Source organism: Paenibacillus sp. N3.4 (assembly GCF_008017805.1).
Lineage (GTDB): Bacteria > Bacillota > Bacilli > Paenibacillales > NBRC-103111 > Paenibacillus_E.
Window position 1 is genome coordinate 1 of sequence record NZ_VRTT01000015.1, and the last position, 23,839, is coordinate 23,839.

At 45.3% G+C, this 23,839-nt stretch carries 22 protein-coding genes; 4 read left to right on the top strand and 18 right to left on the bottom strand.

From position 1 onward, the window contains the following. Nucleotides 1-878 precede the first annotated feature (878 nt). The 3 genes from FU659_RS09795 (at nucleotide 879) to FU659_RS09805 (ending at nucleotide 2,128) form a co-directional block, all read left to right on the top strand. On the top strand, nucleotides 879-1,223 hold the full coding sequence (locus tag FU659_RS09795; RefSeq protein ID WP_147947415.1) for a hypothetical protein: 345 nt from the start codon (nucleotides 879-881) through the stop codon (nucleotides 1,221-1,223). Nucleotides 1,224-1,307: 84 nt separating this feature from the next. Further along, nucleotides 1,308-1,814 (top strand): hypothetical protein, encoded by a 507-nt coding sequence (locus tag FU659_RS09800; protein ID WP_147947416.1) that lies wholly within the window; start codon nucleotides 1,308-1,310, stop codon nucleotides 1,812-1,814. Further along, nucleotides 1,811-2,128, top strand: a complete 318-nt coding sequence (locus FU659_RS09805; protein WP_222708519.1) for a hypothetical protein — start codon at nucleotides 1,811-1,813, stop codon at nucleotides 2,126-2,128. The genes FU659_RS09800 and FU659_RS09805 overlap by 4 nt, the downstream gene beginning before the upstream one ends. Nucleotides 2,129-2,140: 12 nt before the next feature. Here FU659_RS09805 and FU659_RS09810 read toward each other — a convergent pair whose 3' ends face one another. The 3 genes from FU659_RS09810 to FU659_RS09820 form a co-directional block, all read right to left on the bottom strand. Then, entirely contained in the window at nucleotides 2,141-3,001 is an 861-nt protein-coding gene (locus FU659_RS09810; RefSeq protein WP_147947418.1) for a helix-turn-helix domain-containing protein, read from the bottom strand. Between the two features lie 206 nt (nucleotides 3,002-3,207). Then, nucleotides 3,208-3,651 (bottom strand): DUF2663 family protein, encoded by a 444-nt coding sequence (locus FU659_RS09815; protein ID WP_187274043.1) that lies wholly within the window; start codon nucleotides 3,649-3,651, stop codon nucleotides 3,208-3,210. Nucleotides 3,652-3,769: 118 nt separating this feature from the next. Next, nucleotides 3,770-4,003, bottom strand: coding sequence for a cold-inducible protein YdjO-related protein (locus FU659_RS09820; RefSeq protein ID WP_147947420.1), 234 nt, complete (start codon nucleotides 4,001-4,003; stop codon nucleotides 3,770-3,772). A 153-nt stretch (nucleotides 4,004-4,156) separates the two neighbouring features. On the opposite strand from FU659_RS09820, the gene FU659_RS09825 reads away from it, so the two are divergent. Beyond that, a complete protein-coding gene (locus tag FU659_RS09825; protein WP_147947421.1) occupies nucleotides 4,157-5,422 on the top strand; it encodes an MFS transporter in 1,266 nt (421 codons plus the stop codon). A 144-nt stretch (nucleotides 5,423-5,566) separates the two neighbouring features. Here FU659_RS09825 and FU659_RS09830 read toward each other — a convergent pair whose 3' ends face one another. The 15 genes from FU659_RS09830 to FU659_RS09900 all read right to left on the bottom strand — a co-directional run bounded on the left by FU659_RS09830 (nucleotide 5,567) and on the right by FU659_RS09900 (nucleotide 23,807). Next, nucleotides 5,567-5,845: a hypothetical protein gene (locus FU659_RS09830; RefSeq protein ID WP_147947422.1), complete on the bottom strand. Its 279-nt coding sequence runs from the start codon at nucleotides 5,843-5,845 to the stop codon at nucleotides 5,567-5,569. A gap of 78 nt (nucleotides 5,846-5,923) precedes the next feature. Continuing rightward, the gene (locus tag FU659_RS09835; protein WP_147947423.1) at nucleotides 5,924-6,580 is read right to left on the bottom strand and encodes an SDR family NAD(P)-dependent oxidoreductase; all 657 of its coding nucleotides are present in this window, start codon (nucleotides 6,578-6,580) and stop codon (nucleotides 5,924-5,926) included. Nucleotides 6,581-6,593: 13 nt separating this feature from the next. Further along, nucleotides 6,594-7,220, bottom strand: a complete 627-nt coding sequence (locus FU659_RS09840; RefSeq protein WP_187274044.1) for a thioredoxin family protein — start codon at nucleotides 7,218-7,220, stop codon at nucleotides 6,594-6,596. 249 nt (nucleotides 7,221-7,469) lie between these two features. After that, complete coding sequence (locus FU659_RS09845; protein ID WP_147947425.1) at nucleotides 7,470-8,792, bottom strand: ABC transporter substrate-binding protein; 1,323 nt, start codon at nucleotides 8,790-8,792, stop codon at nucleotides 7,470-7,472. A 91-nt stretch (nucleotides 8,793-8,883) separates the two neighbouring features. Further along, on the bottom strand, nucleotides 8,884-10,521 hold the full coding sequence (locus tag FU659_RS09850; protein WP_147947426.1) for a response regulator transcription factor: 1,638 nt from the start codon (nucleotides 10,519-10,521) through the stop codon (nucleotides 8,884-8,886). Nucleotides 10,522-10,527: 6 nt separating this feature from the next. Next, on the bottom strand, nucleotides 10,528-12,288 hold the full coding sequence (locus FU659_RS09855) for a sensor histidine kinase (RefSeq protein WP_147947427.1): 1,761 nt from the start codon (nucleotides 12,286-12,288) through the stop codon (nucleotides 10,528-10,530). Nucleotides 12,289-12,360: 72 nt separating this feature from the next. Beyond that, nucleotides 12,361-13,212 carry a carbohydrate ABC transporter permease gene (locus FU659_RS09860; protein WP_147947428.1) on the bottom strand — a complete coding sequence of 284 codons (852 nt, stop codon included), beginning with the start codon at nucleotides 13,210-13,212 and terminating at the stop codon, nucleotides 12,361-12,363. Nucleotides 13,213-13,214: 2 nt separating this feature from the next. After that, on the bottom strand, nucleotides 13,215-14,150 hold the full coding sequence (locus tag FU659_RS09865) for a carbohydrate ABC transporter permease (protein ID WP_147947429.1): 936 nt from the start codon (nucleotides 14,148-14,150) through the stop codon (nucleotides 13,215-13,217). Nucleotides 14,151-14,181: 31 nt separating this feature from the next. Beyond that, complete coding sequence (locus FU659_RS09870) at nucleotides 14,182-15,219, bottom strand: Gfo/Idh/MocA family protein (RefSeq protein ID WP_147947430.1); 1,038 nt, start codon at nucleotides 15,217-15,219, stop codon at nucleotides 14,182-14,184. Between the two features lie 30 nt (nucleotides 15,220-15,249). Further along, nucleotides 15,250-16,065: a sugar phosphate isomerase/epimerase family protein gene (locus FU659_RS09875; RefSeq protein WP_261807732.1), complete on the bottom strand. Its 816-nt coding sequence runs from the start codon at nucleotides 16,063-16,065 to the stop codon at nucleotides 15,250-15,252. Nucleotides 16,066-16,177: 112 nt separating this feature from the next. After that, nucleotides 16,178-16,969, bottom strand: a complete 792-nt coding sequence (locus FU659_RS09880) for a peptidylprolyl isomerase (RefSeq protein WP_147947432.1) — start codon at nucleotides 16,967-16,969, stop codon at nucleotides 16,178-16,180. Between the two features lie 11 nt (nucleotides 16,970-16,980). Beyond that, nucleotides 16,981-17,271 carry a SurA N-terminal domain-containing protein gene (locus tag FU659_RS09885; RefSeq protein WP_147947433.1) on the bottom strand — a complete coding sequence of 97 codons (291 nt, stop codon included), beginning with the start codon at nucleotides 17,269-17,271 and terminating at the stop codon, nucleotides 16,981-16,983. Between the two features lie 90 nt (nucleotides 17,272-17,361). Then, entirely contained in the window at nucleotides 17,362-19,443 is a 2,082-nt protein-coding gene (locus FU659_RS09890; RefSeq protein ID WP_147947434.1) for a discoidin domain-containing protein, read from the bottom strand. A gap of 186 nt (nucleotides 19,444-19,629) precedes the next feature. Further along, on the bottom strand, nucleotides 19,630-21,525 hold the full coding sequence (locus FU659_RS09895; RefSeq protein WP_187274045.1) for an S-layer homology domain-containing protein: 1,896 nt from the start codon (nucleotides 21,523-21,525) through the stop codon (nucleotides 19,630-19,632). A gap of 53 nt (nucleotides 21,526-21,578) precedes the next feature. Next, on the bottom strand, nucleotides 21,579-23,807 hold the full coding sequence (locus tag FU659_RS09900) for a hypothetical protein (RefSeq protein WP_222708520.1): 2,229 nt from the start codon (nucleotides 23,805-23,807) through the stop codon (nucleotides 21,579-21,581). Nucleotides 23,808-23,839 lie beyond the last annotated feature (32 nt).

The following is a 23,839-nucleotide window of genomic DNA, read 5'->3' on the forward strand; positions in this document are numbered from 1 at the left end:
CATGATGTAATCCCCTCCGGTGCTTACTCTAGTATACAAAAAAAGGTACCCACAGTCTGAACACTTTTTCAAAGTGTCCAGACTGTGGGTACCAGTGTAAACCTTATAGCCTTTTTCATAATCCGAAGTGTATGAAAGAAACAATAACTAAAGCTTATTATCTTCCAGATGTAGTTAGAAGGTCCAATGAAGAGGATATCGCTAAACCCAGACTCAAAGACCCGGAATTGTAACGATCATAATCGTTTTGGTTCCAGCCGCGAGGATCCATTCCAAGTTCTCGCCTGCCCTCTCCTTTTTCATCTCCGTAAGTATGTTTTTCATTCTTACAGAACCGTTTCCGGACTTCTCTCACTCTATAACGCTGGAAAACAGCGTTACAAGTCAAGTTCCCACTCGTTCTGTCCTTTTCCACCTCTGTAAGTATGTTTTTCATTCTTACAGAGTCGTTTCCGGACTTCTATCACTCTATAACGCTGAAAAACAGCGTTACAACTTTAATAATTTAAATTTTAGCCTCAATCATAGCTATAGTATCCTTTTGAGCCTCTATATGGTTATCTTATTCACCTTTTAAAGGCTCCGAAAAATAATTTAGATGTCATTATTTCATATTTACATACACTAGGGTTGCTTAATATCAGCTGAATATTCATAAATTTCCGCCTTTATTAAATCCAAGCATAAAAATATTTTAAAATGGAATGGCAGGTAGTTCCTACCCTTCATCCACTAAAAAGGACAATCACGTGGAAAAGGATACCCCATTTTCTTCATTTGGTAGCAGCGATGTTGGGTGCATGACTGAATAGAGCACAACCGCATATTATAGTGAATTTGTCATACTTTACAATAATATCCTACAATGGAGGTTACTCATGGGAAAATGGATGCCCTTGTTTGTACTATTGATTTCCTTTATTCTTTCAAGTTGTACTTCCGATGAAAATGATATCCCTTCTGAAAATCAGGCCATAAAAGTGATTATTTTACAAGGAGTTCAATATCGTGTCACTGAGGAAACCATCGATGTAAAAGCCATTGAGCAGAAAGTTGGACAAGTTCATTCCTATTCCAATAAGCGCGGCGAACACTATATTGTCGATGCTTTTTCTAATGCATTTCCGGTTGGAACAGAACTTTACAAAATAAAAGATGATCAGGTCGATTTGGCTATTGCTGTACAAACAAATGCCTTGTATTTACGCGCAGTAAAAAGATAATAGTTATACCCCGCCTCAAAAACAAAACAATATACAAACTTCCCACGTCAAATAATAAGAATTGTTGGGCTTGGGGGGATAAAATTGAAAAAGATTTTGTTTGGTTTAGCTTGTGCTTTTGCCCTAGCCGGAATGTATGCTGTATATGTCACTAATAATAAAAAGTCCGCTAGTACCACTACTAACAAACAGGTTGAATCTCTACAAATTATTCGTAAAATAAATGATGTTGATGTCGATCAAGATGGCAAAAATGACGAGATCCTCTTATATTACAAAAGCTCTCAAAGAGAGGTTGGCTTACAGATCAAAGACGCGCAAGCTAAACTTTTAACGGTTGAGAGTGAAAAGCAGATTTTCAATCCCCAACCAAGTGATCAATATGTTTTTCAGTTATTTACCGAAGGAAACAAAATTTTAGTAGGAGTCACCTATTCTCATACCAATAAATACGGTTCTACTTCAAAAATAGATGCTTATGAATACAAAGATCATCTTTTATCTCCCTTATGGTCATCTGATGACGAATTACAAAAACGAATAATTATTAACAGTTATAACGAAGAAGTCATATCATGGATGTCAGGATGAATGAGGAAATAAAGAAACTCACATTAGATCACGAAGAAGAATTGGCTTATTTGGCTTTTATAAATGCTCAGAAAGAAAATGGACAAACTGAACTGGCATTAAATATGAGAATTACTCCTCAATTTACCTTCTTTGATTATAATCATGATGGCATCAAGGAACTCATAACCAAAACCATAGTAAGTTTTGAGGCCTGCCCAATTACTAAAACGTACTATTCAACCTATCGATTCTCGAAAGATGGTATTAGGCAGCTCGAAGGTTGGTTTCATGGGAGTTACCTTCCTACAGAACTGAATATCCCTTTTGATTAGAAAAGGGGACTATCATGTAATGTCCTTATTATACTTGCATTCTGTACGCTTTGGGCGTGATTCCCCGAACGGCCTTAAATACTCGACAAAGTAGGACCCATTCAGAAAGCCAACCTCCTGTGCAATGAAACTGGCCGTTTTCGTGCTTGTTTCCAGAAGCAAACAAGCCTCCTTCAATCTGCGAGAAATAATATATTCCGTAATCGAACTGCCCATAGACTGTCGAAAAGTATGGGACAAATAGTAGGTAGACAAGTGCAAATCTTCGGACATCCGATTTAAATCAAACTTTTCCTTATAATGAAGCTCGATCCACTCTATCATCAATACGACCGTCTGGCTGTAACGCGGCATCAACTTGCCTGTTAGAGATTTATAGATCACTTTCTCGCATAGCTCAAGGAGCTGCAGCATGGACAATAGAGACAACATAAACTCTTCTTGTTGTTGACCAGAGGAAACTTTCGAAAGCCTCTCATGCAAACGTTCATATAGAATTGCAAAATGATGCTGCTCCGGTATGACCTGGCATGTTAATGGCTGCTTCCAAAGGAGGTTAAACCATTTGCGGATACCGTTAAAAGACAGCAGCGCAGCATCCAACACATAGGGATCGAACATGAGAACGGAGCGGATGAAAGGCCCTTTTATTTGAATGCGGTGCAATTGAAAGGGTTGAAAAACTAACAAAGTACCCGGTCTTATTTCCAACACTTGCTTGTTTATTTTCACACTGCCATGACCTTCATACACATAGAGAAATTCCATACAAGGATGTGCATGATGGATTTCCCATATCTGCTTGCGACTAGACTTATTATGGTTCAAATGAAAGGGTTCTTTCCTGACATCAACACGCGTACTTAATTTCAACAGCTATCCCTCCATTGGATGAACTATTTGGTACCCGTAATCATGTGCAAATCGTAACATACTCTTTCAAGATAGGATTGTGTAAATCCAAGGCTTCTGGTGTTTTTCTCATATTCATGAAAAACCTGTATCTGTTTGCTTCCCACAAGCGAGAAGAACCACAGATACAGGCTATGACGTCCAACCCCAACGTAACAGATGGGCAGTTAGCTTTTATAAATCACATTTATATCGTATTCCTTCTGCAAAAAACTTGAAATTTGGTCACGCGACTCCGATTTCACATCACATAACCAGGAAGCATCCAGTCTATCGATCGTTTCCATTCTTAAGTTCTCATACTTCGTTTTTGCCTTTTCCGTTTGCGTCATGCGATTTCTTGTAAAAACAAACAATGAGATACAAACTAAGATCATATAACATAAATAGGTATTAGAAATGAGCAAATCTATCATTTTCATCGCATTTCCATCCGAATTCACCAAAACTTGTTTGTAAAAGGAAACCATGCAAAAAAAGCCAAGTCCACCCGTCAAAATGGCATATAAAGGCTGCTGGGATTTTAGTTTGTCCCATTTTTGTTTTCTCTCCTGCAATTCTTTTAACAATCCAATCGTATCATCACTTAAATTGAGTTCTGGCCAATGCATGGGACATTCCCCCCTGATACCCATCGTATGCAGGGTTGCTCAATTTCTTTCCATAAAAAAAAGACCAAGCCGCATATCTCTCCCCTTATAGAGATACGCGCTGGTCTTTGATTGGCAATTAGAAACGTTTCTTACCTACAAGAAACTTTTTATTTCCTTTTTTAGCGGCTACCGGCACATGCTTATAGCTGCGAACCATCGGATTTTTACATAGTGGACAAGGTGGTAAAGCTTCCGTAACGAATTCTTTGCGAACCCATGCTTTACAATCTGTCTCTTTACATTTCCATATTTCAATCTGTTCTAGTTCTGGTTTCTGTTCTTCTGTCACGGTACTCGTTGGTGTTGGCATTTCAGTATGTGCTCCCTGCTTCGTATATTAGACTACTAATTATTATACAGATCAGTTCGAATATCAAGTCTTCCTTGTCCAAATTTATTTACCAATGGTAAAATGAATCAGGCGGTTACAATTTAGACACAGAAAAAAAGGTAGGATCATCAAATGGCGCAATTTCTTCACGAATGGAAATCACAGTTTAACGGCTACAGTCGGAACATCATGTTATTTTTTTGGTTTAATTTCGTATGGAATTTAGGATTAGGGATGTTCGGGCTTGTTTATAATTTGTATGTCCGAAGTCTGGGTTATGATCAAACCACAGTCGGCAGCATGGTTGGCATTTCTTCCCTTGCAGCAGCTATTATCCTTATCCCTGCCGGCCTTATGAATGATCGATTTGGACCTAAGCGTGTTATTTCTTTCGGTCTTATTTGTGTCCTTGTTGCATTAACAGCTCGTTCTCTCATTGATGTTAAAGAAGGTATGCTCGTCGCTTCTTTCTTGAGCGGGATGTCGCTAGCCGTCGTCTCGGCAACCATTTTGCCTTTTATGGCGAATAATTCTTCTCCGCAGCAGCGCGTCCATTTATTCAGCTTTAATATGGCGTTGGTCATGATTGCCAATGTTGTTGGCATCGCACTTGGAGGCGTGCTTTGCGACTTTTTCCAATTCATCATCGGTTTAGACGAAATTAGAAGCTTACGTTTTACACTGCTCGTTGGTGTTGTCTTCGCTTCACTTGGTGTTATTCCAATTGCTTTATTCGAGAAAGGCAAAGACGTACAACAGACGCAGCGCCAAGCATTCCATTGGAAGGACATGTGGCGTCAACATAAGCCGTCTCTGCAAGTCATTGCTATTTTCTGTTTCCTTGGTTTATTATCCTCGACGGCCGGGGGCATGATTGTTCCTTATTTAAATGTATATTTTGAGGATCGATTTGAGGCTTCCAAGTCAGCTATTGGCATCGTCGTATCCTTAGGCCAAGGCGCTACCGCCGTTGCCTTTCTAATTGGGCCCATGATTGCCAAAAGATTTGGAGAAGTAAAATCCGTTGTGTATCTGCAGCTCAGCTCCATTCCTTTTCTGCTTTTAACGGCTTTCTCGGCCAACTTTTACTTGTCGTCAGGGGGATATTTGTTCCGTCAAGCCTTGATGAATGCAGCGAACCCTTTTTACAATTCAATTAAAATGAGTTATGTGCACCGCTCACTTCGCGGACTCGCGTCAAGTTCAGGAGAAGCTGTCTTTAACCTCGGGTGGTTCTTGGCATCCCCCGTCAGTACAGGTCTTGTTTTCCGTTATGGATCTTATTATGGGTACGCTTATGCGTTCTGTATTACCGCAGTCGTTTATTCACTTATTTCTTACTTATTTTACTTCTTTTTCGGAAAAAACCGCTTCAAGCCTGTGGAAGAACCGACTTAAGCATCTCGGATAAACGACTTCTTCGTCTTTCAGGACGCGCGAGTTTGTTAAGGTAGATGCGAAGCAAACGTATAGACATTTACTTTCTCTACAAAGAAGAAACGGAGCTCGCAAACTGCGCGGCTCCGTTTCTTCTTTAGCTTCCTAATCAGCATAACCTGCAAAGCCATTTTTCATCAAATAAGACATCTCAGCTTCGAGGATATTGTCTACATCCAACTCCGTCAACTTTACATCGGGTCGCCCCAAAATATAATCGATAAGCTCATCGCTATCAATATCCACTTCACCCTTGGTATTTTCCTCAGCCTTTTTAATGAAAGCTTCTTCATGCTTCAGAACCAGAGCAATCTGCTTCGGATCCAGCTTTGTATGATCCGCAATGAAGGATAAAAGCTCTTGCTCATTTAACGTCGCGCTCATTCAGTGTCATCTCCTAGTTATATGTCTGTTCCTATTGTAGCATACATATAAAAGGCTGCGCACGATTCACAAAGACGCCTATGGCTGTTTAAAAACAATCTCATTCTTATCTCTGTTCGCATGTAAATCCCAGTAGGATTCAGCGATGGCATCCGGATCGAAGAACGTCCCCGGTTTCACGCCTCCGGCAATCGTCACCGTGCCAACGTGAATGCCATGAGGCTGCAATTCCTCTGCTAAAGTGAACGCTAACGAACGAATGCCCGCTTTGCCAATAGATAACGAAGTAAGGGCAGCAGCAGGATACAGCGCAAGACCTCCGCCTGTAAACAAAATCGTTCCTTGCTTTCGCTCAACAAAGCTAGGAATGACTTGCTTAGCACTAGTTAAGGCGCCGACTACATTTACTTTAAAATCATGAATGAGCTGCTCCTCCGTAAGAGAGGAAGGATTTCCCTGCACTAATGCAGCTGCGTTGTAAACAAGCACATCCGTTGCCCCATATTCAGCTTGAATATGAGCAAACGCCGCGATTAAGGAATCCGTATCTGAGGCGTCGGCTTGCACCGAATAAGCCTCAATCTCATTTTCATGGAGTTCTTTCGTGTAGAGCGACAAGGATGGCTCGGATCTTGCTACGAGAACGATACGGTAACCTTTAGCGCCAAATTTTCTTGCAACCCCTGCACTCACACCAGGTCCAGCACCGACGAGAACTAAAAGTGGTTTACTCAATGTTCATCTCTCCTTATTTGATATTGACTATGGAACGAATAATCTCAATGATGGCTGTTTTCTCTTGCTCATGAGCTTGAGGCCGTTGTTTCTTCAAATAACCGAAAAAAGCCCTTCTCACGTCCTCATCCAGCTCGGAGATCGCTTTTGTGCGCCCCTCCCACTCCGGATGTTGATCCCAAAACTCTTCTTTCCACGCCTTATTCAGCTCTGTGATTTGATCGGGACGTTCGATGAATACCCCCAATTCCTCGCCTGCTTGATTAAAAAACACATAGGTCGGAATATGATTGCGGCCATCCGGATGCAAATAGCTTTCAGCAATATCTTGATTGTCAGGATCACGCGGCAAAATATGCAGCTTCAGCTTCTTCGTTTCGTGTTCAATCTTAGCAAAAAGCGGTAAATTCGCCACAACATCACCGCACCAATCGTGAGCGAGTACCAGAACATCAATAGGCTCAGATATTTCTTTCAAAAAGGCCAAATCCTGTGCATGTAAGGTATATTGATCATAATTGGATCGAAGTAAATCTACATTGACTTGGGCGCTATCCACAAACCTCTGGTACGTCCAACCTTCCCGAAAAGCACGCTCTCTTCTTTCCTTAGTAATACCACCAACTTTTTGAATACTCATACTGGTCATCCCTCCATGAAATGAATAATAAAAAAGACGCAACAAGTCATTGTTCGTCTCCGGTTGTCCGGTATAACAAGTATACACATTAAATTACTTGGTATTCAAACGTTAGCACACTATGGTCGTTGTGTAAAGAATTACCGTTTCATTCAACTCATTTTGGACCGTTAATATGATTCGACTGTAAGCCGCAGTTAAAGAAACGACCAAGTACAAACACTTGGTCATTTCTTTAGTTGTTAGCTGCTATTTAATCTCTTTTCCTATCTTTTCAAGTTCATCCCATGCTTTTTCCGGTGTTAATTTGTTAAACATCACTTGCTGTCTGATACTCTCATAGCTTAAATCAAACTTATCCCAACCGTTGGCTTTCCCTGGACCCGGGTCATATGTTTGGGCATCAGGTGCAACTTTGCTGATCATGTCAATGCCCAATTTATCCACAGGTGTAAATTTCGGCTGTAGGTAGGACAAGATTGATTTAGAGACCGGTACTCCACGTGCGGTGCCCAGCAGGTCAGCGGCTTCTTGGTCGTTGACGAACCAATCGATGAACTTTTTCGACTCTTCTACGCTTACAGAATCAGGACTTACACTAAAATACATGGAGGCTTTCAAGAAGCCGCTCGCTTGCTTGTCGCGCGGAGCTGTCGTAATTTGAATTTGGCCCGGCTTCAAGGTCTCTGATCCGGCAACCTCTGCCGCGTGAGAAGAACGAACCAAAATTTTATCCTGTCCGAGCAAATCCAATTTGGCGTCTCCCAGCTTATCGGACACGGTAACATCCGCAGGCGGTACGAATCCGCCGTCGCGCAGTTCCTTAAATTTAGTCATAAATTCAATAAATGTTTGTTTGTCATAGTTGAATTTGCCGTCTTGCTTCGGCCAGCCCTTACCTTTGCTTGTCTGGTAAGCATTGTAGAAAACGAAATCGTTCGTGAAGTCAGAAGTGAAGTACTGGTCTTTTCCCAACTTAGACTTGGACTCTTTAGCCAGACGAAAGAAATCGTCCCATGTCCAGTTCGCCGGTATCTTAATTCCGAGCTTATCCACCAACGATTTGTTGTAAACCATCCCATAAGCATTGTTGCCGAGCGGAACAGCGAACAGCTTGTCTTTGTACTTCCCTGAATTAACGAGCGCAGCATCTATCTCTTTGGTGTTAATGCCTGTTGAGATATCTGCTAACCGGTTTGAACTTTCCCAATCTTTAAGCCAGCCCGCATCCAGTTGCACAATGTCCGGCAAATTCTTGGCTGCTGCCATCGTGGCGATCTTGTCTTGGTAACCGTCGATGCTGGAGTATTCTGGCTCAAAGGTGACATGCGGATTTTTCTTCGTATACAAATCAAGCGCTTTCAAAGTAGCATCATGTCTGGCCTGAGAACCCCACCATTTAATCCGCAGCTTAACAGGCTTCTTGGCCTCTGGCGCCTTTGTTGCTTGAGACGTTGATACAGCGGTTGCAGCTGCCGTTGGCTGCTCCTCCTTCTTAACGCCGCATGCGGCGAGAGTAAGCGCCATTGTCAATGACAAACTGCTTAACAACACTTTACGAGGTGCATTCATGTTTTTTGTCCCCTTCCTAATATTGAATGTCTACATATTGATAGTAACAATGCACGTGTGCACTGTGTAGGAGAGAGATGTGCAATTCCTTTCAATTTTCTACGAAATAAGCACCGCTGCGGGCGAAATCACTCGGATTCAGACCTGTGCTCTTCTTGAATAGCGTGGTAAAGTAGGGCACATTTTTGAAACCAACCCTCTCGGCAATCTCATAAACCATATATTTGCCTTCAATGATCATACTCTTCGCTTTCTCCATACGCACCTTCGTCACATAGTTGTTAAACGTTTCCCCAGTTGCATCACGGAAAATGTTGCTTAAGTAACTGCGTGAGATAAATACTTTTTCAGCGAGATCAGCCAACCGCAAATCATCGCCATAATTCTCATGCACATATTGAATCATAAACTCGACAGCCTGCCTGTGCTTGATACTGTCCTGGCGGTTTACCTGACCCAGGATGGAGACGATGGCGTTTCTCAGCCAATCCGCAAGTTCTTCCGCCGTAGACAGCGCCAACATCTCTTTGTTCAAGTCCAGCATCGGCATCAGATCTTCCAATACAATACCGACATCGTATAGCGTATAAGCAAAAATCGTCCATATATTCGCACCAAGCTGCCGTATCTGAGGGGGACTAAGGCGGTTGTCACCATGAAGTCCAAGCGTATACTGCTGAATCAAATCTAGAATTTCTTGTTCTTGAAGGCGCTTTATCGCCCCAGCAAGCTGCTGATAGAACTTCACAGGACGGTGTCCGCTTTTATCGATCCTCTTTTCAGATATGCCATATTCATAAAAATCAATACCGCTGCAAGGGGCTGAAGTTTTGACTGCGAGCGCATGAAAAGCTTCCTCGGTTGAGTCAGCTATATCCTCGTATGTTTCCTTCAAACCTCCCATACCGATATGAATTTTGAGACTTAAGTACTTGTATACGCTGAGAATGAGCTCCGTGCCCACGTCCCGCGTCCGTAACAGCACTTCTTCCTGTGCCATCGCTGCTGGCACAGGAATGAGTATCGCCAAATACTGACCGTGGAGATCTATACAGGAGGCTTCTTTCCATAGCGAGTTTACAACTTCTTTGGCTATATTGCTGACAGCAAAGCGAAACAGACTCCAATCCGTCAAAGAGATCTCAGAAACACGCGTCGTACGGATTATTTCAAGCACGATGACGAGAAAGCTGCTTCCTTTCCACTGCTGAATAAACTTTTGCGTGAAAGGATGTTTAACTTGACGTTCCGCTGTGCCTGCAACAATCGTCTTTATCCATTCCTTTTCCACAAAAGGCTCATACAGCATCAGCTTCTCATGAAGCTCGTGCTGTTCAGTCATTTGCTTGGAAATCTCCTGCAGCCTGGCTATCGATTTCTCCAGCACCTCATAGATTGTCTGTACAGTAATTGGCTTTGACAAGTAATCGTTAATGCCTAATCTCAGCGCCTGACGGGCATATTCGAAATCGGCGTAGCCGCTAAGGATGATGATTTCCCCCTGATATTGCTCTCTTCTCAGCTGCTCCACCATATCCAATCCGTTCATTACCGGCATGTAAATATCCGTGATAATAATGCTCGGCTTAGTGGCCCGTATAAGTTCCAATCCTTCTTTGCCATCCATAGCATCCCCGACGTACCGGAGACCAAGCTGCTCCCAGGGTATTATTTTTTTCATTCCTTGTATCACTTGTTTTTCGTCATCGACTACCACTACATCCCACATGCCACTTCATCCTCCGTCCTTTTGCGTTTGCTTGGGCAGTCGGATCCTTACTTCGGTTCCGCCTGATTCGCCCATCTGCATCGTGATGCCGTACGGATAACCGAAATAAGCATCCAGCCGCTCGCGAACGTTACGGATCCCGTATCCTCCGGTTTTCCGTTTTGTCCCTTTATCCCAATCTGGCTCTAAACCGCATCCATCATCCCGTACCGTAATGGCCAATTCATCGTCGTTTACAACAGCCTCAATCTCAATATGACCGCGCTTGCGTCCATGGAATCCATGCATAATCGCATTTTCCACAAAGGGCTGAAGCGTCAGCTTCGGTATGAACAAGGGCATGGCTGACTCCGGAATGTTAATCTGATAGGTTAACCCTTCTTCCCAACGGATCTGCTGAATTTGCAAGTAGCTCACCGTGTGGACCAGCTCCTGCTCCAATGAAATCAGGCTTTCACCGTTCGACAATCCGACGCGAAACATTTTGCCCATCAGCTCCAGCACATGACTCATCCTTTGGTGTCCGGCCTCAATAGCCATCCAATTCAATTGATCGAGAGTATTATATAAAAAATGCGGATTAATCATTGCTTGAAGCGCTTTCATTTCTGCCTTGCGCTGCTGCTTATGTTCGGCTTCCAATGATCGGTAAAGTTCCTCAATCCGATCAATTAATCGATTATAACCGTTAAACAAATGTCCGAACTCGTTGCTGTAATCACCTGGCAGCTTAGGTCTTTTATCGTCCGCCGGATATTTCGCCATTTGGCGCGTGAGCAGAATAATTGGCTTCGTAAAGCTTCGAGATAAGTAAAAAGTAAACAGCAGAACGAATACAATCGCGGTCAGTCCAATGGTAAATACGGTAATGGCCAGCTTAACGCTGCCCGCCGTTATTTGGCTCCAAGGCGTCACTTCCAACAGCAGCCAACCCTCGCTGAAGGTTCGTGACCATACGACTAAATTGTCTTCTTTTCCCTTACCCAACGTGCCGCTCATGTCCGATTGTATACGCAAATAGCCCGAGTTGTCCTTAATATCAGGGATCAACTTTTCCAAATTCATCGGTATCCGATTCATATCAGAGGTACTGAGGATCGGTCTGCCGCCCGTATCAAGCAGGAATCGGGTAGCCGCCGATTTATCCTCCTGCATCATATTTTGGAGTACTTTCACTTTCACATTGATAAGCAGCATTCCCTGATACTCGAAAGAGCTGGAAAACAGCTTTCGAGCAAAAGTAACTACAGGCATTGTTCCCTGAAAGGTCTGAATATCGCGTTCTCCGATCCAGGAAAAGTCGGATTTCATTGCCGCCTCATACCAATCCTCTTTACTGGCCTGATCCAAATTTGTAATCTGCACGTAAGCTTTAGGGTTCGTGAACACGGAACGCTTCATATAAAGCTGTATCGATTCAATATTTGGGGTGCTGTATACGATTTTCAACAAGTTAAAGTTGGTTAAATCGTCTTGCGCTTTGTTTCGCGTGTAATAGTCGTCTACCGATAAGGTTAATAAGTTGTTGAGATCGTTGTTTTTCGATATCGTCAGGGAGATTTGTTCAATGGAACGCAGCTCGGAAGCCACCTGTTTATTTAGCTCATTCAACAATCTCTGTTGATAAAAGGAGGTGTTGCTGGCAAGCTCCCGTGAGGAAAGGAAATAGCTTGTAACGCACACGAGTATGAGCAGAATGATAAAAACACCGGCGAAACTTACCGCCAGTAGCGCATTGATCCGATAGCGCTTAATCGGGCTTCGCATACGGTCCCCCCCTTCGACGATAGACTAAAAAGCTGCAGAAAATCGCAGCTTTTGTCATTTTTATGTTCCATTTTATCCCTTTAGACCTGTTGTTGCAATACCTTCGACGAACTGCCGCTGCGCCGAGAAAAAAATGATGATTTGCGGCACGATCGAAAGAAGCGACATCGCTAGCAATTGCCCCCAAGCAGTAGCAGAATGAGCATCTACGAACATGCGAATCGCTAGCGGAATGGTAAATTTATCAACCGAGTTTAAGTAAATCATAGGTCCGAAATAATCTTCCCAATGCCATAAAAACGAGAAGATCATGACGGTGACCAGTGAAGGCTTCGTCAGTGGAACGATGATCCGCCAGTAGATGCCAAATGAGCTGCAGCCATCGATTCGGGCGGATTCATCCATCTCGCGCGGAATGCTTTTAATAAACTGCACCAGCAAAAAGATGAAGAATGCCCCTCCTAGGGTAGCCCCTCCTAAGGCGCTAGGTACGATGAATGGTAGATAAGTATTGACCCACTTAAAGGAATGGAACATAGAATATTGCGGGATCAGTGTCACCTGTGAAGGCAGCATGAGAGTAAGAAGTAGCAGCGAGAACCAAACCTTCTTGAATTTGAAATCCAGCCTTCCGAAGCCGTATGCCGCCAGGCTGCAGGAAATAACTGTGAATACCGTTGTCGCTATGTTCAGTTTCAAGCTATTCATATAAAAGTACGTAAACGTATAGCGGGGCAGAGCCACCCAACCCTTCGAATAATTACTCCACATGAACTCCTTAGGGAACAAGCTTGGCAGGCTCATTTCCGCATTCGATTTGAGCGATGCCCCGATCCACCAAAGCACTGGATAGAACATCAACAAACCAATAACAATTAAAAATAAGTGGACTAACCAATTCCATTTTGTGCTATTACGAATCATCGTCAGCGGCTCCCTTCCCCGTCATAGACCCAATATTTCGACGCCAAGAAGTTGATCGATGTGGCGATTGCGACAATAAGCAGCAATATCCAGGCAAGTGCAGATGCATATCCCATATGAAGATTCCCGAACGCCACCTGATACAAATACACCGCGTATACTTGTGTAGAGTTCATCGGACCACCGTTCGTAATGACAAATGCGGATGTGAACGTTTGGAAGGAACCGATTACCCCCATGACCAGATTAAAGAAGATAACCGGCGACAACATGGGCAATGTAATGTGGAAAAATCGTCTGATTTTGCCCGCTCCATCGGCAGAGGAAGCCTCATAAAGTTCAGTCGGGATTTGCTTCAAACCTGCAATGAAAATAATCATGGCCGATCCGAACTGCCAGACACTGAGAATGATGATCGTGCTGAGCGCCGTTTGCGGCATGCCAATCCAGTTTTTAGGCGCGATGCCAAACCAGGGTACTATGTTGTTAATAAATCCATCCAGTCCGAAAATGTTTTTCCATAGTACAGCTACCGCGACGCTCCCCCCGATCAGAGATGGTAAATACAATAGCGTTCGGTAGACCGACATTCCGCGAATGTTGCGGCTCAGCAGCATCGCCACACCCAATGCTACTGCCAATTTAATCGGTACGGAGAATAATACAAACGTAAATGTGACCTTCAGTGAGTTATAGAAGAAACGGTCGTGAAAAATTTCCTTCATATTGTCAAAGCCGGTCCACTGTGCCGAATTCAGCAAGGAATAGTCGGTAAACGAATAGTAGAGCGACAATATCATCGGCCACAGAGTCAAAAAGCAAAATCCTATGAGCCAAGGGGATATAAACAAGTAACCCGCCAAATTTGTGCTGGTATGTCGCTTTTTCAGCTTCTTCGCGCTAGTTTGTGGAACAACTGCGATCGTATCGGAATGCATAAGGCCACCTCCTTCTTTCGAATACTTGGCCTTACAGAGGCAGCGTAACCTCGCGACCTGTGCGAGCCGATTCATAAACGGCGAGAATAATTCGGAGCGGCCTTAATCCGTCTTCCCCGTTCATCTTGGGCTCCCGGTCCTCTTCGATTGCGGCAATCATATCTCTAATTTGGAACATGTGGCCTCCGACATCAATAGCAGAAGGGTTTGCCGCCCCCGTACCGGCTTGGACAGCCTCATTGTTTTCTTGATTGGATTCATCGCGGAACTTCTGATGCACCAGTTTATCGGATTGAATAACCGCGCTGCCGTCTTTGCCGAACACTTCGATTCGCGCCGAGAGACCGGGATACGCACAGGTCGTTCCGAGCAGTGTGCCGATGGCCCCGTTGCGGAATTTTAGAATTGCTACAGCAATATCCTCAACCTCGATTCGATCATGACCGGCAGTCTTGCAATAAGCTGTTACGGATTCCACTGGACCCATTAAATATTGAAGCACGTCTACGGTATGGACACCCTGGTTCATCAGTGCGCCTCCGCCATCAAGCTCCCACGTACCGCGCCACTCTCCACTGTCATAGTACTCCTGAGAGCGATACCAATTGATAGCTCCTGTACCTGCGATCAATGTCCCGAATCGGCCCGCATCAAGCTCCTGTTTAACCTGAACGGTGGAATCCTGGAACCTGTGTTGTGAAATGACCGCCAGCTTTACGCCGGCCTTCCGACATTCCGCCACCATCTCTTCCGCCTTCGCAACCGTTGTATCAATCGGCTTCTCCGAGATGATGTGTTTGCCTGCTCTGGCGCAAGCAATCGTATGTTCACTATGCATGCCGCTTGGCGTACAAACATGGACAATGTCGATATCGGGACGACTCAGCATGTCGTTCAAGTCCGAATAATAATCGCATCCGTACCGCTCCCCTATTTCCTTAGCTTTGGCCGGATTGATGTCACATACGGCGATAAGCTTGGCCCGTTCAATCTCCTGCAGCCATTTAGCATGCATACTTCCGATAACACCGACGCCGATAATTGCAAAATTGTATATTTTTTCTCCCATGTTCATATCCCCCTTTATAGTCGAAGTCATTTAGTTCCAATCCATTCCAGCTTGATTCAACATTGCCTTAAGCGCTCTTAAGGCTACAAGATAACGGTCTTTATCACTTAGCTCAGGGAATGCCTTATGCAAGTGGGGCTCTACAGACAAAAAACCTTTAAATCCTTCCTGTTTCAATGCTTGTAGAAATGAACCAAATTCCGAATCGCCTTCTCCTGCCGGAACAAAAATCGGCCCTTCCTTACGAGCATCCTTGACGTGGACATATGCAATATAGGAAGACAGCAAAGGGTATGCTTCTGCCATCGGCTGTTCTCCGTTGATTACGAAATTGCCTGGATCGAATGCAAGCCTTAAATAAGGAGAATCAATGGTCTGCAAAATATCAAGGCAGCCTTGGATCGACGTGCCGTACAAATTACTGTCATTTTCCATGACCAAATGAATTTGGGCTGCTTCAGCCTTACTGACCAGCTGCTTCATGCGTAGCATGACTTCATCGCGATGTATCGCAAGATCGTCGCCTTGCGGAATATAGTACGAAAAAATACGAATATAGGGGACATCAAATCTTTTTGCAATACGAATGGCCTTATCCATGTCATCCAACTGTGGAGCAAAGTCTTCCAAGACGCCATATTTGCCTAGTGGCGAAGCGATGGATGAAATGCGAAAACCTCTGGTGTGTAAACGTTCCTCAAGCAAGTCGAGTTGAGAATCGGATAATTTCATCACGTTGGTGCCCCAGACTCCACGGAGCTCTAGATATCTGATGCCCTCCTCCTCCAGCACATTCAATTGCTCCTCTAATTCCTGTGAAATTTCATCTGCAAAACCGGTTATCATAATCAAACCCGGCCACATCCTCTCTTTGAAGTATTACCTTCATTATAGAGAAGTTATGACCGGGCCTTAAAGAAGGGATATGTGTAATTTCTTTTGAAATAATACGATCGTGTCAGCTTATCACGAAACTATCATAGACGCTTTTGTTTGTTGTGTAAGGCACTGACTTCACCTGTTGATTTACAAATTCCGCATATTCGGAGTCAACATAGTTCGATCTCACCAGATCCCGGTTTGCTTCAAATGGTTTATATCCGCCTTCTTTCCGCTCCACGCAGCGAAGGATCAGAAACGAGGCGTCTTCCTCTAATATCTCGCTGGTCTGGCCGGTCTTCAACGTAAAGGCAGTTTCCATCATCAGCGGAGCCAGAATTAAATTTTTGCCTGAGCTTTCAGGATCAAGCGTAATCATTTCTGACACCATCTTGATGCGATCCTCTTTCCGATTCCGATCCTGCTTCTCTTCAATCGACCCTTGATCCATATCTTTCTTGATCGCTAACATGCTCTGGGACGCCAGCATTCTTTGAGCGGACATCTCTTCGGGCGTTCTCCCGCTGTAAGATATCGACAGCTTCTCAAGCGTTATGGTATCCGTATTTTTGTACTGCCGATCTTTAACGGATTCATAATACAACCTAAGCTGCTCCTCAGGCATATTTAAATCTGTCTGAGACCATTTTGCTTTTAGTCCGCTTACCATATTATCGAATATATATTCGAAATATCCCCGCTCGTCATATTCTTTTGGTCCATATATGACTTGTCGGTTTTGCAGTGCCGAGCGTCTTCTTTCGTTTTCCTGCAGCAAGCTTTTCAAAAAGCCTTCATAGCTGATATCTTTCATGACTCCGTATTTCTTGGCGGTGATCTGCTGCTGCTTGACGGTTACAGCCTCTTTCAACGCTATAGCCTTTAGCTTATCCGCCGGAATTCGTTGCCCAGCGGAGTGCTCCAGAACGAAGCGCTGTCTTGAGCGCCATACGTTTGCTGAAAGTATCTGTATACGCTCGCCCTGTTTTTATCAACGAAATGTTTGAATTCACGAACGGATATCGGTTCACCCTCGATGCTAGCCACTGCAGGATCCGCCTCATTGCGAGCATAGGATACGCCAATCCATAGACCACAAAGTACCATCAGCAGGATTACATATCCCAAATAACGGTAAAGGTTCGTTCGATGATTTCGTTTCATTTTTTGCATGACAGCACCTCATTCTGATAATAAGCATTGGCTTAAGGATTGGATTAGAGACGGCAGCCCGTTAATCGCTCCCACCATCCCGAACTTACGTTATCTGACTTCAAATTCATATATTCTGGCAGACGTATTGGTTGAGCTCGTCGGCGTGATGACATTCAGCTTCACATAGCGTGCCGTAGTCGGCGTAATCGTATGCGTGACTACATTCGTCGTGTTATTGGTCACGGTTACGACAGTCGTCCAATTCGTGTTATCCGTGCTGGTTTGAATATTGTAGTCTTTGGTGATCCATGAAGAATTCTCACGGCCCGCATGTGTGAGGACAAACTGGCTTATGCTGTTGTTGGCACCGAGGTCCACCTTCCACCAATAGGCGCCTCCCGTGCCATGAGAGCACCATTTGGTCAAGGTATCCCCATCTACCGCACTGCCCGCTACTTCCGATGTCGTATTGCAGGAACTGTCCGCTGTTGCGGTTTTATTTAAAGCCAGATTCCCACTGCCTCCACCGGTAGGAGCGCCCTGATATTCGAACGCTCCGATATCCGGATTCGTACCGTACAATGCGTCCCCACCCCAGAAATCCTTTAATCCCGTATAACTCACGCCTGCAACCTGAATACCCGCATTAATGAGCGGTGATGAGCTTTGAAGCTTATAGCCAGGCAAATTGTTGCCACGGTTCACCAAATCGATTCCCGTTCCACCTGACCCCGCATTTACCAATTTGGGATCGCTTAGTCTACCGGATTTTCCGGTTTCGGACGGCTCAGTCGAAGGGTGATTGCCATAGTACCAGTTATTCGCAAAAGAAACATTCGTCCCGTTATTGACCGTGTATCCACCGCTGCCATGGTTATAAATCAAATTGTTGTTATAGGCTATGTTGTCCACTGCAGGTACGGGAACTGTATTCCCGCTTGCATCCGTACCTGTGCCGGCCGCTTTATGCCAGAAGATCGTCGTATCCAAAGCAGATCCCACATATACCGTATTGTTATATACTTTGACATTGCTTACGTTGCTTATGGTGAATACGCGATTGCGGTCATTCTGACTGATGTTATATCGAATGGTCGTATTCGTCGTTCGCGAGCCCTTCGCATAATTATCAACCATGTTCAAAGCGAAACCGCCCTCGTTGTCGTGGCTGTAATTATACTGCACCACGGCGTTGTTATTGTTCCCGTCAACGTCGAAAGCTTGCCCGTCCTGCGTGGAACGCGTGCTGTAAACCTCATTGAACTGCATCTTGGTTCCCTCGCTGAAGAAAGGAAACATACCCACGGCCCAACCGTTCCCGCCGTAATTAGCCGCATTCGGACCACAAACGTAATTCGCGTTGGAAATGACGTTGTATTCCATGACCGGTTGGTCGGCCCCGATGATGATCATACCATCACCGGCAATATAGCTGAGGTTATTATTCCTCACGGCAACGCCGGAAGACCAGTACTTGAATTCATTCTTCTGCCAATCCGTCAGCATGGATATACCCGTTCTTCCAACACGTGTAATCGTATTATTCTCGATCCGCACATCATTGAATTTCGTCTGCGTGACCTGAGAGATCGATTTGCTCGTGTCCCTATACACGTAGAAATAAATGCCTCCAGTGCCTTTGCCGTTTCCTGTGAATGAATTGTCACCCAACACATCATGAATATAAAGATTGTTCAAATAAATATGGTTCAAGGTTCCTGCATTATCGGCATAGACGAAAATGCCTCTTCTTGTCCCTTCCGCTGCTGCATTATTGGTAATTTCCAGACCTGAAATCTCCCAGTACTGTTGATTTTTCAAATAAATCACGCTGGATACAGCTCCGGCCCCATCCAGAATCGGTTTGTTTCCGGTGCCGTATGAACCGATAACAATCGGAGAACCGGATGTACCTGATCCCATCGAAGCGAGCTGCCCTGTCCACATACCGCCTGATTTGAATAATAGTTGATCACCCGGGGCAAATGTCACGCTATTTACTTTGGTCAATGTCTTCCATGGCGTCGATGTCCCCGTCCCATTATTGCTGTCGCTGCCGCCCGCAGAGTCCACGTAATAAATGGTACCAACTGCCAGTGTAGTCTGAGGTGCCGTTACCACAATCAAAGCCGAAAACAGAAGCATGCACAGGAATAAGGCAATGTGTCTAACAGAAACTAATTTCTTCATAAATACGCCTCCTCATATTTAAAATTCCCCATAAGCCATGCTTATTTTCAAAAAACGATTGTCGGCGACGCACGTTTGCACATCAAACTTCACCTCCTTTTTTTAGGCACTCATACACAAAAGATTGATCCTCCAGTGATTTATTTGCAAAGGGCAACTATCACTTGTATAGCTGCCCTTTGCTATTTATATCAGATCCATCAGTCTCCTAATCACAGCCGCCGCTTCCGCGCGCGTAACCGACTCTTTTGGCGCATATTCCCCACCGCTTCTGCCTTGCAGTATGCCCAATCGGCTTACGGTTCTGACAGCTTCAAGCGCCCATGGGCTAATGCTGGTCTCATCCTTAAAGCTTACATTTTCGCCTGCCGTTATTGCCGTTCCGCCTGATTGGGTATACACTCTCGCGAGAAAAACAGCCATCTGTTCCCGGCTCATGTTCGCCTCCGGTTCAAATCGATTTTCACTGCCTTGTATCAACTGATGATCGAATGCCGCTTGCACAAGGCCGGCATACCATTTATCGGCTGTTACATCGCTAAACCCATCGGTATACGATTTTTCATCCAACCTCAAGGCCCTTGTCATAAAGGCAGTAAACTGTGCCCTTGTGACCGACGCCTCTGGCAAGAATAACTGCTCCTCGATCCCCTGCACGACATGTCGGGACGTCATCACTTCAATGTCTGATTTAGCCCAATGAGAGGCAATATCGCGAAACGTTTTATTCCATTCCAGAATGGCGTATAAGCTAAAGTGAGAGGTTTGAAAGTTTAAGGATTGCGTTTTCTTATCGAGCTTACCGCCTACGTACACCCAGGTTTTGCGTTCAGGTTCGTAGCGGTATATGCCCCATTTTTCCGCATTGTAAGGATTCGCCGAGAAATTACTCTCATGAATCGAAATCGTCACCTTATCCGTGAAACTTTCAATCGTTTCCGTAGCTTCCCCTCTCGTTTTCAATACCTGAAAATCAAAAGCATCTGCGACCGCCTTCATGCTTCCGCCCGTGTCGCCGGCAGCACCCTGAATATCCGTCAGAGCTTCTTGGCGGAATTTCTTATAAGCAACTGAAATAGCGGCATTCTCCGCAACAGCCTTTTTCACCATCGCAGTATCAAAGGCAGCAGATGGAAATTGAATGTCAATACTATCCGTTCTGATGACAATGCCGACGGCTTGGGATGCCGCTTGCTGAACAACCCTTGCCGGAAGACTGGTTTGAACATCTTTCTTCGCTGTTTGGCCGACATCAATGACAATTCCCTCAGCCTTTGACGGCAGGTGTACGTCCAATCCGCTTTGTGCAAGCAATTCGGACAGTTCTGCTCTCACCGCTATCCAACGATTCAAATTGGCAATCGCGGTGAGAGCATCTATCGTGACACGGATCTGCGTTCCCGTTTCCACTTTATGGAGCGATGTCGCCTGCATAGTTGCAAATTGGGCCATGACTTCTTCCGCCAGCTGCGTCAACTTATGAGTGACTTCCTGCTTGGCTGGCTCAGCTATATTGGGGGAACCGGATCGCGCAGATCGAATCAATTCCTTTGCCCCGGCAAGCGCCAGCTCAGGTGTTATCGACAAGGCATACATACTACCGAGCAAGGCATCGATATCCTTAACAAGTCTGGATGAAGCAGCCCCTGGCGTTGTACCTGAAGCTGTGTCGGAGTCAAGGTTCGTTCCGTTCCCCTGACCCGTGCTAGGATCAGAACCCGGATTCGCCGATCCGTGGTACTGGAATTGGGTACTTGCTGAACTGTCTGGCTGCTCACTATACACTTTCACCGTGTAAGTCTTACTTGGGCTTGCACTATTCATCCGAAACGACTCTGCAAACATGCCGCCATCTCCGCTAACCAATTGATTCAAGTATTCCAGAACCTGATCGGAGTCGATGACCTCCACAAATATCCGCTGTCCTTTCCCCTTGCTCGTTGTTCCCGCAAGTGTCACCTCTTTCGTGTCGGCGTCGATAGCCGCACTGACACTTAGACTAACTGAAGCGGCAAACCCTTTACCTGCACACATGCTGACTATGAGTACCGCTGCGAATATACTTACTACGATTCTTTTCAAAGCTGCCTCCTCCATTTCCACAAGCAAAACCGCTAACACTGAATTCAAATAACCTAACGGAGCTCAAAAACGTTTGATAACGGGATCAACGGCGAATAAATACTTGTGCCCCCAGCTGCAAACAGCTTTACCCGGTATCCGGCAGTCGAGCTTGGAAGCTTAAATCCGGCACTAAGTGCTTCACTGGTTCCTGGCGCTATGCTTTTTTGCGAGAACGACACGTTGACCATAGAACCACTGCTGTCGTACAAAGCCACGATGATCAAAACATCAGCGGCCAATGTATTCTGATTGACGATAACCGCGTTCCCCGTCAACAATTGGTTAGGCATAAGCTGTGTTGCCACAGATCCGTTGCCGGCCACAAATGATGCCGTCACTTGAACGGACTGGGCTACGGGTCCGAAAGAATTGCTGAGTACGGGCGCTCCCGTTTCAGGCGCAACATCGGTCCTAGGTGTTACTTCAAATTTCAAATATTTGTCTGTATCCTCGTTTGTAAGCATGTAAGTAGTTTCCGTTGCATTCGCAATGGCCGTGTAAATGCCATTCTCAGAGTCTGATCTGAGCCATCTGTAGCTGCTTCCAGATTCCAAGTCGCCATTCGGATCCAGATAAGTATAGCTGCCGGTTACCAAACTTCCGACCAGCTTGCTGCCTGAAATTCCGGCTTCGGACGCTATAGGAGCAGTCGGCGGTAAATTAGAGCCGATCACAGGACCGATAGCGGTAGAGCTTTGCTTTGGACTGCCAACCGACGATGTGGCGGCATTATTTATAGGCGTAACCTCGAATTTTACGTATTTACCTACTTCGGCTGCCGTGAGCGTATAGGTTTTGCCAGTAGCTCCCGGAATTTCGGTAAAGGCTCCGTTTACTGTATTTCCGCGAAGCCATTTATAGGAGCTTCCTTTCTCCGGCTTGCCGAAGGCGTCACGGTACACATAGTCTCCACCCAGTGTCGCTCCTACTGAAGCATCACCGGTGACGGCAACGGTATGAGCCGTTGGCGCCTGCTCTTGCAGCGCTCCATCCGTGATCTCAATATCGTCGAAATAGGTTAGGAAATTTCCGACAGCACCCGGATTATCGAACTTGATCTTGATCGTTTCAATCGTTTTCCCTCTTAAATTCGGATATGAACCGATGTCGCTGACAATTTGTGTCCATTCATTGAGCGGAATATCTTTTCCGCCGGTAGGTTTATGCGCTTTGTTTGGATGCATGCCCGCTCCCGTTTTGTCCACCGCTCCCGAATCTCTAAGCGAACTGCCGCTGGCGGAGAAGTCGATTCCGATGTATCTGGAAATCTCGTTGGTCGGATAGATCCAGTAGCTTAATTTGGTATCCGCTGTAATCGGGATGCTTGCATTAAACGTTAAAAAGTCTACATACGTACCATCGGTAGGGAGTGATCTTATATTTGCGGTTCCCGAAACCGCGAAGGACTGCGTACCGGATTTGGCCACCGTCGAGCTGATCTCCGCTTTCTCGTTCGTGACGCTCATTTTCCTGCCGCCATTACCGTCAACCGTGTTGACGATAGCCGGGAAGTCACCGGCTTCAAAACTCGTCGTACCGTCAAACCCCTTGATCTGAATTGGAGCGCTTTCTACCGGAGTTCCGGTACCAAGATCATACACATTTTTTGGCGTAACTTTGAACTTGATATACTTGCCGATCAGCGACGCAGTTGGGGTGAACGAGGCATAGGTTGCCCCGCTAACGGTTGTATAGGTGCCTCCCGCCGTCGGTGCGCTCAGCCATTCGAACACGCTGCCGAACTCGGGTTCGCCGTTAGCATCCGCATATGTGTAACTGCCTGTTAACTGGCTTCCGGCAAATACAGCGCCGTTACTAGAGCCGATCAGGCTAATATTCGATGCCGTCGGCGCTGCTGCCGCAACAGCTTGATTCGTAATCCGGATATCGTCGATATAGCCCGAGAAACTTCCTTGGGCGTTATAACTGGCGGTGGTATCAAATTTAATCGTCATTTTGATAATTGTTTTGCCGACTAACGAAGCGTTCCCCCCTATATTCATGGCAACCTGCGTCCACTGGTTAAGCGGAAGCGAATAGCTCGGATCCGAGGTTTTGATATGACCCGTATTAGGGTGTGTGGAGGACCCATTCATATCTTTTATCCCCGTGTTGATGAATGTGCCTGTAGTCCCATCGCTTCTCCGATAGGTGAAATCGACAGAGGCGTATTTCCCGTTGGCATCGGACGGATTGATCCAATAACTGAAATTCGTTGCCGCCGTAATCGGAATATTCAAGTTTTCGAAAATTTTAAAAGCCACCTTCTTGT

What these genes read in the sequence shown, in the direction of transcription:
- FU659_RS09890 (WP_147947434.1), bottom strand. Translation starts at nt 19,443, where the DNA reads ATGAAGAAATTAGTTTCTGTTAGACACATTGCCTTATTCCTGTGCATG.
- FU659_RS09885 (WP_147947433.1), bottom strand. Translation starts at nt 17,271, where the DNA reads ATGCAAAAAATGAAACGAAATCATCGAACGAACCTTTACCGTTATTTG.
- FU659_RS09825 (WP_147947421.1), top strand. Translation starts at nt 4,157, where the DNA reads ATGGCGCAATTTCTTCACGAATGGAAATCACAGTTTAACGGCTACAGT.
- FU659_RS09805 (WP_222708519.1), top strand. Translation starts at nt 1,811, where the DNA reads ATGAATGAGGAAATAAAGAAACTCACATTAGATCACGAAGAAGAATTG.
- FU659_RS09795 (WP_147947415.1), top strand. Translation starts at nt 879, where the DNA reads ATGGGAAAATGGATGCCCTTGTTTGTACTATTGATTTCCTTTATTCTT.
- FU659_RS09845 (WP_147947425.1), bottom strand. Translation starts at nt 8,792, where the DNA reads ATGAATGCACCTCGTAAAGTGTTGTTAAGCAGTTTGTCATTGACAATG.
- FU659_RS09870 (WP_147947430.1), bottom strand. Translation starts at nt 15,219, where the DNA reads ATGGGAGAAAAAATATACAATTTTGCAATTATCGGCGTCGGTGTTATC.
- FU659_RS09815 (WP_187274043.1), bottom strand. Translation starts at nt 3,651, where the DNA reads ATGCATTGGCCAGAACTCAATTTAAGTGATGATACGATTGGATTGTTA.
- FU659_RS09860 (WP_147947428.1), bottom strand. Translation starts at nt 13,212, where the DNA reads ATGATTCGTAATAGCACAAAATGGAATTGGTTAGTCCACTTATTTTTA.
- FU659_RS09855 (WP_147947427.1), bottom strand. Translation starts at nt 12,288, where the DNA reads ATGCGAAGCCCGATTAAGCGCTATCGGATCAATGCGCTACTGGCGGTA.
- FU659_RS09820 (WP_147947420.1), bottom strand. Translation starts at nt 4,003, where the DNA reads ATGCCAACACCAACGAGTACCGTGACAGAAGAACAGAAACCAGAACTA.
- FU659_RS09865 (WP_147947429.1), bottom strand. Translation starts at nt 14,150, where the DNA reads ATGCATTCCGATACGATCGCAGTTGTTCCACAAACTAGCGCGAAGAAG.
- FU659_RS09850 (WP_147947426.1), bottom strand. Translation starts at nt 10,521, where the DNA reads ATGTGGGATGTAGTGGTAGTCGATGACGAAAAACAAGTGATACAAGGA.
- FU659_RS09875 (WP_261807732.1), bottom strand. Translation starts at nt 16,065, where the DNA reads ATGATAACCGGTTTTGCAGATGAAATTTCACAGGAATTAGAGGAGCAA.
- FU659_RS09830 (WP_147947422.1), bottom strand. Translation starts at nt 5,845, where the DNA reads ATGAGCGCGACGTTAAATGAGCAAGAGCTTTTATCCTTCATTGCGGAT.
- FU659_RS09840 (WP_187274044.1), bottom strand. Translation starts at nt 7,220, where the DNA reads ATGAGTATTCAAAAAGTTGGTGGTATTACTAAGGAAAGAAGAGAGCGT.